Here is a 13,548-nt window from a genome sequence, read left to right on the forward strand (position 1 = left end):
GTCGTGAGCAAATCCGTAGTCTTGATCGCCGAAGAGCTGTCCCCCGCCACCGTCGACGCCCTGGGCCCGGACTTCGAGATCCGCCAGTGCAACGGCGCGGACCGCACCGAGCTGCTGACCGCCATCGCGGACGTGGACGCCATCCTGATCCGGTCCGCCACCAAGGTGGACGCCGAGGCGCTGGCCGCCGCGAAGAAGCTCAAGGTCGTGGCCCGCGCGGGCGTCGGCCTGGACAACGTCGACGTCTCCGCCGCCACCAAGGCCGGCGTGATGGTCGTGAACGCCCCGACCTCCAACATCGTCACCGCCGCCGAGCTGGCCTGCGGCCTGCTGATCTCGGTCGCCCGCAACATCGCGCCCGCCAACGCCGCCCTCAAGCAGGGCGAGTGGAAGCGGAACAAGTACACCGGCGTCGAGCTCAGCGAGAAGACCCTCGGCGTGGTCGGCCTCGGCCGGATCGGCGTGCTGGTCGCCCAGCGGATGTCCGCCTTCGGCATGAAGATCGTCGCCTACGACCCCTACATCCAGGCCGCCCGCGCGGCCCAGATGGGCGTCAAGCTGCTCTCGCTCGAAGAGCTGCTGGAGGTCTCCGACTTCATCACCGTGCACCTCCCGAAGACCCCCGAGACGATCGGCCTGATCGGCGACGAGGCGCTGCACAAGGTCAAGCCGACCGTGCGGATCGTCAACGCCGCCCGCGGCGGCATCGTGGACGAGGCCGCGCTGGCCTCCGCGCTGCGCGACGGCCGGGTGGCCGGCGCCGGCCTGGACGTCTACGCCAAGGAGCCGTGCACCGACTCCCCGCTGTTCGCCTTCGACAACGTGGTGGCCACCCCGCACCTGGGCGCCTCCACCGACGAGGCGCAGGAGAAGGCCGGCATCGCGGTCGCCAAGTCGGTCCGCCTCGCCCTCGCGGGCGAGCTGGTGCCGGACGCGGTCAACGTCCAGGGCGGCGTGATCGCCGAGGACGTCCGCCCGGGCCTGCCGCTGGCCGAGAAGCTCGGCCGGATCTTCACCGCGCTGGCCGGCGAGGTGGCCGTCCGGCTCGACGTCGAGGTGCGCGGCGAGATCACCCAGCACGACGTGAAGGTGCTCGAACTCTCGGCCCTCAAGGGCGTGTTCGAGGACGTGGTGGCGGAGACGGTGTCCTACGTCAACGCCCCGCTGTTCGCCCAGGAGCGCGGCGTCGAGGTCCGCCTCACCACCTCCAGCGAGTCCCCCGAGCACCGGAACGTGATCACCGTCCGGGGCACCCTGGCGGACGGCTCGGAGGTCGCCATCTCCGGCACCCTGTCCGGCCCGAAGCAGAGCCAGAAGATCGTCGGCGTGGACGCCTTCGAGGTGGACGTGGCGCTCACCGACCACATGGCCTTCTTCAAGTACGAGGACCGCCCCGGTGTGGTCGGCACCCTCGGCCGGATCCTCGGCGACGCCGGCATCAACATCGCGGGCATGCAGGTGGCCCGGGACGGCTCCGAGGCGCTCGCCTCGATCACCGTGGACAGCGAGGTCTCCCAGGAGGTCCTCAACGAGATCACCCAGGCGATCGGCGCGCAGTTCTCCCGCGCCGTGAACCTCGGCTGACGACCGCTCAGAAGGCCCGGTCCGCCCCGGCGGACCGGGCCTTCGTGCGTCGTCGGGGTGGTTCTCGTCTCAGATACTAGGAAATCCAACTATCCGTGCAGACAGGACCCTTCCGGCGTCGTACCGTGAAGGAGTCGTACGGTGTGCCACCCCTCCAACGAGGGTGCGTGGCCCGTGCGACCGTACGCACCATGGCAGGCGACCCCTGACCGGCGTACCCGGAATCCCTCACCCCACGTGTACGCCCCCAAGGAGTTCGGTATGCCCGCCACCGCAGACCGCCACGCCCCCGCCGCCGACCGGACCGCCGCCCCGCGCCGCCGCCGGGCCCAGGCCGACCCCCGGACCGCCGCCGCCCTCCAGCGCGCCCTGGACCGCCGCGACAACGGCGGCTCGACCGGCCACTGAGCCGTTCGAGCCGGGCGCAGCGCCCGGTGGCGCGGCAGGTCACGGGCGCTGCGCCGAACGCCTGACGATCCGTCACCCACAGGAGTGCAACCACGACTCCACGGAGGGACGGTGCTCGCCGGGACCGGCGCGATGATCCTAATTTGGTGCCTCCGGAAGGGTGATCGAGGTCCGCACGGCGCGGGCAGCCCGCAACCCCTGCCGGGGGAGACAGGCCCGTGCGCACCACCACCGTCATCCGGCTCGGCACCCTGCTGCTGACCGGTTCGCTCGCCCTCGCCGCCGTACCGCTCTCCGGTGCGGCGGCCGAGCGCGCCTCCACCGACCCCGAGCCGGCCGGCCGCCGCAGCGTCCTGCTGGAGCTCGACACCGAGGCCGCTGCCGGCGCCTGGCAGCAGGCCACCACCCAGGCCCGGCGCGAGCGCCGCAGCCCCGAGGCGGTCCGCCGGGCCGGGGCGGAGGCCGGCGCCGAGCGGCGCCGTGCCGTCGAACGGGCGGCCGTCCGCACCGCCGCCGACGTCCGGCGTTCGGTGCCCACCGCCCAGGAGCTCTACCGCACCCACACGCTGATCTCCGGCGTCGCGGTCAGCGTGCCCGCCGCCGCCGTGCCCGGGCTGGCCCGGCTGCCCGGGGTGCGCGCGGTGCACCCGATCGCGCTCAAGGAGCGGGTGAACTCCCACTCGGTGCCGCTGACCGGCGCCCCCGCCGTCTGGGCGGGCGCCGGCGGCTCCACCGGACGGGGCGTCAGCATCGGCATCATCGACTCCGGCCTGGACTACACCCACGCCGACTTCGGCGGGCCCGGCACCGAGGCCGCGTTCAAGGCCGTCGACGGGGCGAAGCCGGCGCCGAAGGAGCTGTTCCCGACCGAGAAGGTGTTCGGCGGCCGGGACCTGGTCGGCGACGACTACGACCCCTCCGACGAGGAGCACGCCCGCCCGGTCCCGGACGACAACCCGCTGGACTGCGCGGCCAACGGCCACGGCACCCACGTGGCCGGCACCGCCGCCGGCTTCGGCGTCACCTCCTCCGGGGCCACCTACCGGGGCCCCTACCGGCCCGGCCTGGACCCGGCCGGCTTCCGGGTCGGCCCCGGCGCCGCCCCGGAGGCCCGGCTCTACCCGATCCGGGTGTTCGGCTGCGACGGCTCCACCGACCAGCTCACCGAGGCCCTCGACCTGGCCGCCGACCCGGACCAGGACGGTGACCTGACGGACCGTCTGGACGTGGTCAACCTCTCGCTCGGCAGCCCGTTCGGCGGGCCCGACGACGCCGACGCGCTCACCGCCGACCGGCTGGCCGCGCTCGGCACCGTGGTGGTCGCGGCGGCCGGGAACGAGGGCGACGTGTACGCCATCGGCGGCAGCCCCGGCACCGCGCCCCGGGTGCTCACGGTGGCGGCCTCGGTCGATCCGCACGGCGACGCCGACGGCCTGCGGGTGCTCGCCCCCGAGCCGCTGGCCGGGCTCGTCCCGGCGCACTGGAGCGCCAAGTACCGGCACTGGGACGACCGCGAGGTGCAGGGCCGGCTCGCCCTGCCGGTCGACCAGTCGGACGGCTGCACCCCCTTCTCGACCGCCGACGCGGCCCGGCTCAAGGACCGGATCGCGCTGCTCGCCTGGAGCACCCGGGAGCCCGACCGGGCCTGCGGCTCGGCGGCCCGGGCCACCAACGCGGCCGACGCGGGGGCGCTCGGCGCGGTCTTCGCCGCCGACGGCGACCACCTCGGCGAGATCGCAGGGAACGACCGGATCCCCGCCGCCATCCTGGCGAAGGCCGACGGCGAGCGGCTGCGCAGGGCCGCCGAGGGCGGCCCGGTCACCGTCCAACTGGCCACCCCCGGCAACCCGTTGCACGGTGCGGTGGCCCAGGACCAGCCGCAGCGCACCGACACCCTGACCTCCTTCACCTCGCGCGGCATCGGCCTGCCCGGCCTGGTCAAGCCCGACCTGGCCGCCCCCGGCGAGACCATCTGGTCCGCCAAGGTCGGCTCCGGGGCCGGCGGGATGCGCGAGGACGGCACCTCGATGGCCTCCCCGCACGTGGCCGGCCTGGCCGCGCTGGTCCGGGGCGCCCACCCCGACTGGACGGTGGCCGAGGTCAAGGCCGCCCTGATGAACACCGCCGGGGACACCTGGCTCGGTGACGACCGCTCAGGCCCGGTCTACGGCCCCGAGCGCACCGGCGCCGGCCGGGCCCGGGTCGACCAGGCCGTCCTCACCCCCGTGGTCGCCTACGCGGCGGGGGAGGCGGCGGACGGCGTGGTCGGCCTCTCGTTCGGCCCGGTGCCGGTCGGCGGCCCCCTCGCGCTGTCCCGGGAGGTGGAGCTGCGGAGCTTCGCCGACCGCTCGCTGGAGTACGGCGTCGACTACGCCACCGCCACCGAACTGCCGGGCGCCTCGTTCGAGTTCACGCCGAAGCGGGTGACCGTCCCGGCCGGCGGGACGGCCCGGGTCAAGGTCACCCTCCGGGTGCCCGGCCAACTGGAGCGCCGACCGGACCCGACCCTGGACCTGGTGCAGGGCGGCAAGGCCCGCAGCTACCGGGGCGAGCTCTCCGGCCGGCTGCTGCTCACGCCCCCGGAGACCGCACTGCCCCAGCTCCGGGTGCCGCTGTTCGCCGCACCGCGCGCCGCCTCCGAGCTGACGGCCGGTCAGCAGACCCGGCTCGGCCGCACCGGCACCCTGCTCACCGTCACCGGGACGGCGGCACCGACCGCCGGGGGCGGCCTGCTCTCCGCCTTCACCCTCGGCGGCGAGGCGGCCCGCTGGGCGGACTGCCCGGCGGAGGCGGCCGCCTCCGCTCCCGCCGAGCAGGGGGAGAAGGAGAAGGAGGCCGCGATCTGCGTCTCCCGGCCGGCCGACCGGGCCGCCAACCTGCGGGCCGTCGGCGCCGCCAGCGACGCCCCGGCGGTGGGCGGCGAACCCCTGGAGAACGGCACCCTCTACCTGGCCGCCTCGCTCTGGGCCCCCGCCGCCACCCCCGTCGGCCAGTTCGCCGTCCGGGCCTCGCTGGACACCGACGGCGACCAGCAGACCGACGTGGTGGTGGCCGCCGACCGGCTGAAGGGCAGCGACGTGCTGATCGCCCGGACGCTGGACGCCAGGACCGGTGAGGAGCTGGACTCCCAACCGCTGAACGCCCGTTGGGGCGACACCGACACCGACCTGCTGGACTCCGACACCCTGGTCCTCCCGGTCCGCCTGGCCAAGCTCCCCGGCCTGCGGCAGTCCACCTCCCGCATCCGCTACGCGCTGTGGACCGGCTTCTCCCTCCCCGGCCTCCCCGACCCGGCCGGTGCCCTCTCCTCGATCGGCCTCAAGGACGGCCGCCCCACCCTCCAGTTCGACGTCCTCGCCCCGGCCCTGGACATCCGCTCCGGCGCGGCCGGCCCCGCCGCCCTCGCCACCCCGGAAGGCCCCGGCACCACCCTGGAGATCCGCCGCCGCAACCCCGCAGCGGCGGACCGCCTCCTGCTGGTCCACCACCTCAACCCCGACGGCCGCCGCAGCGAGGTCGTCCGCCTCCGCTGACCCCCGCCCCTCCGGGGCGCGCTCGGACCGCCCGGAGGGCGGTCAGGGGCGCGGGGAACTGCGCGAGTCGGAAGGACGAGACCCGTGTGCCGGGTACGGAGATTCACCTGCAAGTGAGCATCCGTACCCGGCACATGGGTTGTTGTGTTCCCCTGCGCGCAGTTCCTCGCGCCCCTGGGTCGCTGCCCTGCCGCTTCCTTGGCTCATCGGGTCTGTTTCTGCGGGCGGCGTCGGGCCAGGGCCAGCAGGGCGACCGCGCACAGGACGGCGAGGGCGGCGGCGCTGATGGCCAGGCCGTCGGTCAGGCCCGGTGGGCGGTACTCGCAGGCGACCGTGGTGGCGCCGTCGCCGAGCGGGACGGCGATCAGGCCGAGGAGTGAGCCGGGCACCCGGGCCGGCCCGGCGTTCACCCGGCAGGTCCAGCCGTCCACCGCCGGGGCGGCGATCACCGCGGTGCCCAGCGAGCCGGCCGGCAGGGTGGCCGTCAGGGTGTGGCCGCCTGCGGTCACCCGCTCCGCCGGGGTGAGCCCGGCCAGGGCCCGGTCCAGCGCGCCGGGTGCCAGGCACCCCACCGGAGCGGCCGGGATCTGTGCCGCCGCCGGGGCCCGCAGCCGCAGCGCGACCTTCCCGTCCGCCGGTACGGTGCCGAGCGGCCGGACGGGCTCCGACACCGTCGGCTGCTGTCCGGCGCTCACGGACGAACCGCCCAGGGCCTCCACCGTCCCGGCGTACCAGGGTCCGTGGAAGTAGGCGGTGGAGCCGGGGGAGCAGTGGAGCTCGAAGCCGGTGCCCGCCCCGCCCGCCGGGGTGGCCGGCACCGACCAGCCGCTGCTGCCGTGCAGGGTGGGGGCGGGCCCCTCCACCGGGGTCAACGCCGGTACCTCGTACAGGCCCCGCACGCCGAGCGCCGACCCCTGCCGGGTCCACACCGAGGAGCGGTCCACCACCGGCACCCCGGTCCGCACCGTGACCAGCGGGGCCGCCGCCGCGTGCCCCACCAGGAAGCCGTCCCCGCCGCCCGTACGGTCCGTCAGATACGTCCGCACCCCGAACACCGCCCGCCCCACCGGGTCTGCCGGACTCAGCGTCTGCCGCCCGCCGAGCCGCCAACCGGCCCCCAGGTCGTGCAGCAACTCCGCCGTCACGCGCGGCAGTTGACCGGAGCGGTAGCCGCCCCCCTGGCCGTCCAGCAGCAGCGGGTCGTTGTCGGTGAACGCGTGCGGCCCGGGGTCGGCCCGCCCGGTCGGCCAGTCGCGGTCCGCCCGGAGCGTCCGGGCCGCCTCGCGGGCCTGCGCCGCGTCGACCCCGGGGCCGGTCGCGGGGGCACTCGCGAAGGCCGCGTACGCCGTGCCGGCCAGCACCGTCAGGGTGAGCCCGGTCGCCACGGCCCGCCGCCCGCCGTCCCGTCCGAGCAGCCACAGCCCGCCCGCCACCACCGGGCCGCCCGCCGCCACCAGCAGCCAGGAGGCCCCGGTCAGTCCGCCGCCCCACAGTTGAGCCACCGTCACCACCAAGGCCAGCAGGGCCGCCCCGCCCGCCAGTGCGGCCGGGTCGGGCAGACGGGAGAGCGAGACCCAGGCCGCCATCACCAGCAGGCCGGCGAGCACGAAGGCCCCCCGGTACGGCGAGCCGCCGGTCAGCCCGGGGTCGTGCCAGAGCACCACCTCCGGCCGCCAGACCAGACCGGCCCCGGTCACCAGCAGCAGGACCGGCCAGCCGATCCGTTCCCGTACGCCGACCCGCCGGTTGAACGGCAGGGTGGCCGCCAGCAGCAGCCCGAGGACGCCGACCGCGACGTCCGGCAGCGGTAGCCCGGGCTGCCCGCCGGGCAGCAGCTGTCCCAGGTAGGCGGCCGGCCCGGGGGTCCCCTGGTAGCCGGTGAGCGGGCCCGGTTGGGCGGCCCGGGCGGCCTTCAGGCCCACCGTCAGCACCGGTGCGGCCAGCAGGGCGCCGAGCAGCGCGGCCGACCCGGCCCGCCAGAGCGCGCCCAGCCGGGCCCGGACCGGGCGGTCCGTCAGGAGCAGCCGCAGCAGCAGCACCGAGCCCGCGCCGACCGTGGCGGCCACCCCGGTCGGCAGGTTCCCGGCCCAGGCGGCGGTGACGGCCAGGATGCCGACCAGCCGGTGCCGGCCGCGCAGGCACCAGTCCCCGGCCAGGCAGAGCAGCGGCAGCGAGACGGTGCCCCAGAGCCAGGCGGGGGTGGCCGCGCCGTCCTGCACCGCCCAGGCGCAGAGCCCGTACCCGGCGCCGAGCAGGGCCCGCTGCCAGCCGGGGCCGGGGTGCAGGCGGCCGAGGAAGCGGGTCATCAGCGCGGCGGCCAGGCCGAGGCTGAGCAGTGGCACCAGGAAGCCGGCCAGGGCCGGCTGGTCCCGGGGGAGCAGGGCGGCGACCGGCCAGGAGCAGGGGTTGGCCAGGTAGGCGGCGAAGTCGGGCAGGAAGGGGGCGCCGTAGCCGCTGTTCCAGTTGAACAGCCAGTCGCCGGTGGTGGTTCCGTGCAGCAGGTCCCCCAGGTGCGCGTGGTACGGCACCGACTCGGCCCCGGCCACCGCCGCAGGGCCGAACGGGTACTCCCGTCGCGCGGCCACCGCCAGTCCGTACGCCAGTACGGCCAGGCCCGCCGATCCCAGCTCCGTCCGGCGCCCGCGCGCCCCTGTCCAGCCGCTCACCGACCAGGCACTCCTGACGTTCCGTCACCATTTGTCCGGATCCGAGCATAGGGCGGCACCGGGCCGCCGGGGCCGCCAAGCGCCGTCCGAATGGTGGACGCCGGATGTCACCGCTTGGGACGCGGAGTACTGTCGGCCGCATGTCTCGCAGCCTTCGTCTCGCAGTGATCCCCGGTGACGGCATCGGCCAGGAAGTCGTGGCCGAGGGCCTCAAGGTGCTCGCCGCCGCCCTCCCCGCCGACGTCAAGGTGGAGACCACCGAGTACGACCTCGGTGCCCGTCTCTACCACCGCACCGGTGAGACCCTCCCGGATGCCGTGCTGGAGGAGCTCAAGGGCGCCGACGCGATCCTGCTCGGCGCCATCGGCGACCCGAGCGTGCCGTCCGGCGTGCTGGAGCGCGGTCTGCTGCTGAAGCTCCGCTTCGCCTTCGACCACCACATCAACCTCCGCCCGGGCAAGCTCTTCCCTGGTGTCCAGGGCCCGCTGGCCGGCGCCCCGGAGATCGATTTCGTGGTGGTCCGCGAGGGCACCGAGGGCCCGTACGTCGGCAACGGCGGCACCCTGCGCACCGGCACCGAGCACGAGGTGGCCACCGAGGTCAGCCTGAACACCGCGTTCGGCATCGAGCGCGTGGTCCGCGACGCCTACAAGCGCGCCGCCGCCCGCCCGCGCAAGAAGCTCACCCTGGTGCACAAGAACAACGTGCTGGTGCACGCCGGCCACCTCTGGTCGCGGATCTTCGCCGAGGTCGGCGCCGAGTACCCCGAGGTCACCACCGACTACCTGCACGTGGACGCGGCGACGATCTTCTTCGTCACCCAGCCCGAGCGCTTCGACGTGATCGTCACCGACAACCTGTTCGGCGACATCCTCACCGACCTCGCCGCAGCCGTCACCGGCGGCATCGGCCTGGCCGCCTCCGGCAACATCAACCCGACCGGCGCCTTCCCGTCGATGTTCGAGCCGGTGCACGGCTCCGCCCCGGACATCGCCGGCCAGGGCAAGGCCGACCCGACCGCCACCGTGCTGTCGGTCGCCATGCTGCTGGACCACCTCGGCTTCGCCGAGGAGGCCGCCAAGGTCGAGGCCGCCGTCGCCGCCGACCTGATCGAGCGCTCCGGCGCCCGTTCCACCACCGAGGTCGGCGACGCGCTCGCCGCCCGAGTAGCCGGCTGACGGGCCGCTACCAGCACGAGCTGGGCCGGCCCGGGGGGCCGGAACCAGACGAACCACAGCCCGACCGGCTGTTCGGCACGGCCCTCTGGATGCGAGTATCGACAGTGGGCCGTGCCTTCGTGCGTTCATTCACAGGGGGGCACCGGCCCGGACCAACCCCACGGTGAAGGACAGACAGTCATGAGTACGCCCACCCAGGCGCCCGTCACGTTCGACCTCAAGCCCTCCGCGCACCCGCTCTCCGACGGCGAGCGCGCGGCCCGGCTGACCAACCCCGGTTTCGGACGGGTCTTCACCGACCACATGGTCACCATCCGGTGGACCGAGGGCCGGGGTTGGCACGACGCCCAGCTCACCCCGTACGCGCCGCTGGAGATCGACCCGGCGAACATGACCCTGCACTACGGTCAGGCGATCTTCGAGGGCATGAAGGCCTACCGCCAGCCCGACGGCTCGATCGCCTCGTTCCGCCCGACCGCCAACGCCGAGCGCTTCGCGGCCTCCGCCCGCCGGCTGGCCATGCCCGAGCTGCCGGTCGAGACCTTCGTCGAGGCCGTCGACCTGCTGGTCCGCCAGGACCAGGCCTGGGTGCCCCAGGAGGCGGAGCAGAGCCTCTACCTGCGGCCCTTCATGTTCGCCACCGAGGTCGGCCTCGGCGTCCGCCCGGCGAACGAGTACCTCTTCATGGTCATCGCCTCCCCGGCCGGCGCCTACTTCCCCGGCGGCGTGAAGCCGGTCTCGGTCTGGCTCTCCGAGGAGTACGTCCGGGCCGCGCCCGGCGGCACCGGCGCCGCCAAGTGCGCGGGCAACTACGCCGCCTCGCTGGTCGCCCAGGCCCAGGCCGCCGAGAAGGGCTGCGACCAGGTCGTCTGGCTCGACGCCGCCGAGCACCGGTGGATCGAGGAGATGGGCGGGATGAACCTGTACTTCGTCTTCGGCGAGGGCAAGGACGCGAAGATCGTCACCCCCGAGCTCTCCGGCGCCCTGCTCCCCGGCATCACCCGCGCCTCGCTGCTCACCCTCGCGAGTGACCTCGGCTACGCGGTCGAGGAGCGCAAGATCTCCACCGACGAGTGGCGCGAGGCCAACGCCGACGGCAGCCTCACCGAGGTCTTCGCCTGCGGCACCGCCGCCGTCATCACCCCCGTCGGCTCGGTCAAGTCCGCCCGCGCCGACTGGACCGTCGGCAAGGGCGAGCCCGGCCCGGTCACCATGGAGCTCCGCAAGACCCTGCTCGCCCTCCAGGGCGGTCAGACCCCGGACACCCACGGCTGGCTGCACAAGATCCTCTGACCCACCCTCAGGGCGCCCCCGCCCGGGGCGCCCTGGGCCCGGTGACCTCGAACCTCCCCCGCTCGTTGAGCCGTTCGGCACGGAAGGAGGGGCCATGACCGCTGCGATGCACGACCACGTCCCGGACAACGACCTCCTCGAAGCCTTCCTGGCCCTGGACACCCCCGAGGGCTTCAAGGCCGAGCTCATCGAGGGGGAGATCATCGTGACCCCACCGCCGGACGGTGACCACGAGGGGGCGATCGGCCGGATCGTGACGCAGGTCATCCGCAGGTACCCCGGCGACATCACCGTCGCGGGCAACAAGGGCCTGATCGTGCCGGGGGACCGGTACATCCCCGGCGTCACCTTCGCGGAGGAGGGTGCCTTCGACGGTCAGGACTCGTGGATGCTCCCCGAAGGCGTGCTCATGGTCGTCGAGGTGACCTCGCGCAAGCCCGGACGGGACCGCGAGGCCAAGCGCCGGGGGTACGCGGCGGCCGGCATCCCGCTCTACCTGCTGGTGGACCGCGGCAAGAACGAGGTGGTCCTGCACAGTGACCCCTGGCGCGGCGACTACCACGGCGTCAAGGGCGTCCCCACCGGTCAACCGCTCCCGCTGCCCGCGCCGTTCGGCTTCGATCTGTCGACCGACCGGCTGACCTGACACGTCCCGGATGGCGAGACGCGGCGGCCGGATCGCGGATGGTGTGCCAGACTGCGAGCGTGTCCTCGCTTTCGCTGATTATTAGCAGCAGGCGCGCCGGTCCGCAGTGACCGCTCCCGTACCACCGATACGCGGAGCGACCACCAGCGTCCAGACCCGCGCGCAGACCTCTCGCATCCGCGAGGGGTCTTTTGTTTTGGCCCGGACCGGCCACCGGCCCCTCACGAGGGGGCTCGGGGACACCGGGCGGCGCGCGGGATGCTGGACAGTGGAGCCGGATCTCGTATCCCGGCAAGACAAGAGCAGTGAACTCCCGAACGGAGAGACCAGGGTCATGACCGAGGCCAGCAGCCGACCCCACGACAGCTTCCACGTCTTCGACACCACGCTGCGCGACGGCGCCCAGCGCGAGGGCATCAACCTCAGCGTGGCCGACAAGCTGACGATCGCCCGGCACCTGGACGACTTCGGCGTCGGCTTCATCGAGGGCGGCTGGCCGGGGGCCAACCCCCGGGACACCGAGTTCTTCGCCCGGGCCGCCGCCGAGCTGGACCTCAAGCACGCCCAGCTGGTCGCCTTCGGCGCGACCCGCCGGGCCGGCGGCAAGGCCGCCGACGATCCGCAGCTGGCGGCGCTGGTGAACAGCGGCGCCCCGGTGATCACCCTGGTGGCCAAGTCGCACGACCGGCACGTCGAGCTGGCCCTGCGCACCACGCTGGACGAGAACCTGGAGATGGTCCGGGACAGCGTCGAGCACCTCAAGGCGCAGGGCCGCCGGGTGTTCATCGACTGCGAGCACTTCTTCGACGGCTTCAAGGCCGACCGGGAGTACGCGCTCGCGGTGGTCCGCACCGCGCACGAGGCCGGCGCCGACGTGGTGGTGCTCTGCGACACCAACGGCGGGATGCTGCCCGGCGGGGTGCGGGAGATCGTCGCCGAGGTGCTCGCCGAGACCGGCGCCCGGCTCGGCATCCACGCCCAGGACGACACCGGCTGCGCGGTGGCCAACACGCTGGCCGCCGTGGACGCCGGGGCCACCCACGTCCAGTGCACCGCCAACGGCTACGGCGAGCGGGTGGGCAACGCCAACCTGTTCCCGGTGGTCGGCGCGCTGGAACTGAAGTACGACCGCCGGGTGCTGCCCGCCGGCAAGCTCCCCGAGATGACCCGGATCTCGCACGCCATCGCCGAGGTGGTCAACCTCGCGCCCTCCACCCACCAGCCGTACGTGGGCTTCTCCGCCTTCGCGCACAAGGCGGGGCTGCACGCCTCCGCGATCAAGGTGGACCCGGACCTCTACCAGCACATCGACCCGGAGCTGGTCGGCAACACCATGCGGATGCTGGTCTCCGACATGGCCGGCCGGGCCTCGATCGAGCTCAAGGGCAAGGAGCTCGGCTACGACCTCTCCGCCGACCGCGACCTGGTCGGCCGGGTGGTGGCCAGGGTCAAGGAGCAGGAGAACCTCGGCTTCACCTACGAGGCGGCCGACGCCTCGTTCGAGCTGCTGCTGCGCGACGAGGTGCGCGGGAGCAAGGCGCGGTTCTTCACCCTGGAGTCCTGGCGGACCATCAGCGAGCAGCTGGCGGACGGGACCCCGGGCAACGAGGCCACCGTGAAGCTCTGGGCGCAGGGCGAGCGCCGGATCGCCACCGGTGAGGGGAACGGACCGGTGCACGCGCTGGACCAGGCGCTGCGCACGGCGCTGGAGCACATCTACCCGCCGCTGGCCAAGATGGAGCTGGTGGACTACAAGGTCCGCATCATGGAGGGCGCGCACGGCACCAGCTCACGCACCCGGGTGCTGATCGAGTCCACCGACGGGGTGGCCACCTGGTCCACCGTGGGCGTGGCGGACAACGTGATCGGCGCCTCCTGGCTGGCCCTGGAGGACGCCTACACCTACGGCCTGATCCGGGCCGGTCTGGACCCGGAGGCCTGAGCGCACCGGATCCCTGGGCGCACCGGGGCCGGAGCACACCGGATCCCTGGGCGCACCGGGGGCCGGAGCGCACCGGAAGCCGACGGTCAGTCAGAAAGGGCCCGCCACGGACGTGGTGGGCCCTTTTCCGTGCCGCTCGTCACCGGAGTCGGGCGAGGAGGGCGTGTTCGACGAGGGTGATGAGGGCGCTCTTGGCGCTGTCCCGGCGGCGGGCGTCGAGGGTGATGATGGGGGTGTCGGGGCCGAGTTGGAGTGCTTCTCGGACTTCGTCGGGGGTGTGGGCCTGGTGTCCGTCGAA

The 13,548-nt window shown here is 74.2% G+C and carries 8 protein-coding genes and 1 pseudogene; 7 read left to right on the plus strand and 2 right to left on the minus strand.

Annotation, left to right across the window (positions count from 1 at the left end; genetic code table 11):
* Positions 1–3: 3 nt before the first annotated feature.
* The 3 genes from serA to ACIRBX_RS22185 all read left to right on the plus strand — a co-directional run bounded on the left by serA (position 4) and on the right by ACIRBX_RS22185 (position 5,525).
* A complete protein-coding gene (serA, locus tag ACIRBX_RS22175) occupies positions 4–1,584 on the plus strand; it encodes a phosphoglycerate dehydrogenase (RefSeq protein WP_402298778.1) in 1,581 nt (526 codons plus the stop codon).
* A gap of 261 nt (positions 1,585–1,845) precedes the next feature.
* Positions 1,846–1,992 carry a hypothetical protein gene (locus tag ACIRBX_RS22180; protein WP_402298779.1) on the plus strand — a complete coding sequence of 49 codons (147 nt, stop codon included), beginning with the start codon at positions 1,846–1,848 and terminating at the stop codon, positions 1,990–1,992.
* Positions 1,993–2,210: 218 nt separating this feature from the next.
* Entirely contained in the window at positions 2,211–5,525 is a 3,315-nt protein-coding gene (locus ACIRBX_RS22185) for a S8 family serine peptidase (RefSeq protein ID WP_402298780.1), read from the plus strand.
* 203 nt (positions 5,526–5,728) lie between these two features.
* Here the strand turns inward: ACIRBX_RS22185 and ACIRBX_RS22190 are convergent, their stop codons facing one another.
* Positions 5,729–8,191 carry a YfhO family protein gene (locus ACIRBX_RS22190; protein WP_402298781.1) on the minus strand — a complete coding sequence of 821 codons (2,463 nt, stop codon included), beginning with the start codon at positions 8,189–8,191 and terminating at the stop codon, positions 5,729–5,731.
* Positions 8,192–8,331: 140 nt separating this feature from the next.
* Between ACIRBX_RS22190 and ACIRBX_RS22195 the strand changes: the two genes are divergently transcribed.
* From ACIRBX_RS22195 to cimA, 4 genes are all read left to right on the plus strand, one after another.
* A complete protein-coding gene (locus tag ACIRBX_RS22195; RefSeq protein WP_402298782.1) occupies positions 8,332–9,369 on the plus strand; it encodes a 3-isopropylmalate dehydrogenase in 1,038 nt (345 codons plus the stop codon).
* A 180-nt stretch (positions 9,370–9,549) separates the two neighbouring features.
* Entirely contained in the window at positions 9,550–10,662 is a 1,113-nt protein-coding gene (locus ACIRBX_RS22200; protein WP_402298783.1) for a branched-chain amino acid aminotransferase, read from the plus strand.
* Between the two features lie 94 nt (positions 10,663–10,756).
* Positions 10,757–11,308: a Uma2 family endonuclease gene (locus tag ACIRBX_RS22205; RefSeq protein WP_402298784.1), complete on the plus strand. Its 552-nt coding sequence runs from the start codon at positions 10,757–10,759 to the stop codon at positions 11,306–11,308.
* 334 nt (positions 11,309–11,642) lie between these two features.
* A complete protein-coding gene (cimA, locus tag ACIRBX_RS22210; RefSeq protein ID WP_402298785.1) occupies positions 11,643–13,250 on the plus strand; it encodes a citramalate synthase in 1,608 nt (535 codons plus the stop codon).
* Positions 13,251–13,389: 139 nt separating this feature from the next.
* On the opposite strand, the pseudogene ACIRBX_RS22215 reads toward cimA, so the two are convergent.
* A pseudogene (locus tag ACIRBX_RS22215) lies at positions 13,390–13,548 on the minus strand (ATP-binding protein); the annotation flags it as partial.

Source organism: Kitasatospora sp. NPDC096147 (assembly GCF_044763225.1).
Classification (GTDB): Bacteria; Actinomycetota; Actinomycetes; order Streptomycetales; family Streptomycetaceae; genus Kitasatospora.

Bases quoted from the DNA above. Each gene is read 5' to 3' on its own strand.
- ACIRBX_RS22180 (WP_402298779.1), top strand. From the start codon at position 1,846: ATGCCCGCCACCGCAGACCGCCACGCCCCCGCCGCCGACCGGACCGCC.
- ACIRBX_RS22195 (WP_402298782.1), top strand. From the start codon at position 8,332: ATGTCTCGCAGCCTTCGTCTCGCAGTGATCCCCGGTGACGGCATCGGC.
- ACIRBX_RS22200 (WP_402298783.1), top strand. From the start codon at position 9,550: ATGAGTACGCCCACCCAGGCGCCCGTCACGTTCGACCTCAAGCCCTCC.
- ACIRBX_RS22205 (WP_402298784.1), top strand. From the start codon at position 10,757: ATGACCGCTGCGATGCACGACCACGTCCCGGACAACGACCTCCTCGAA.
- cimA (WP_402298785.1), top strand. From the start codon at position 11,643: ATGACCGAGGCCAGCAGCCGACCCCACGACAGCTTCCACGTCTTCGAC.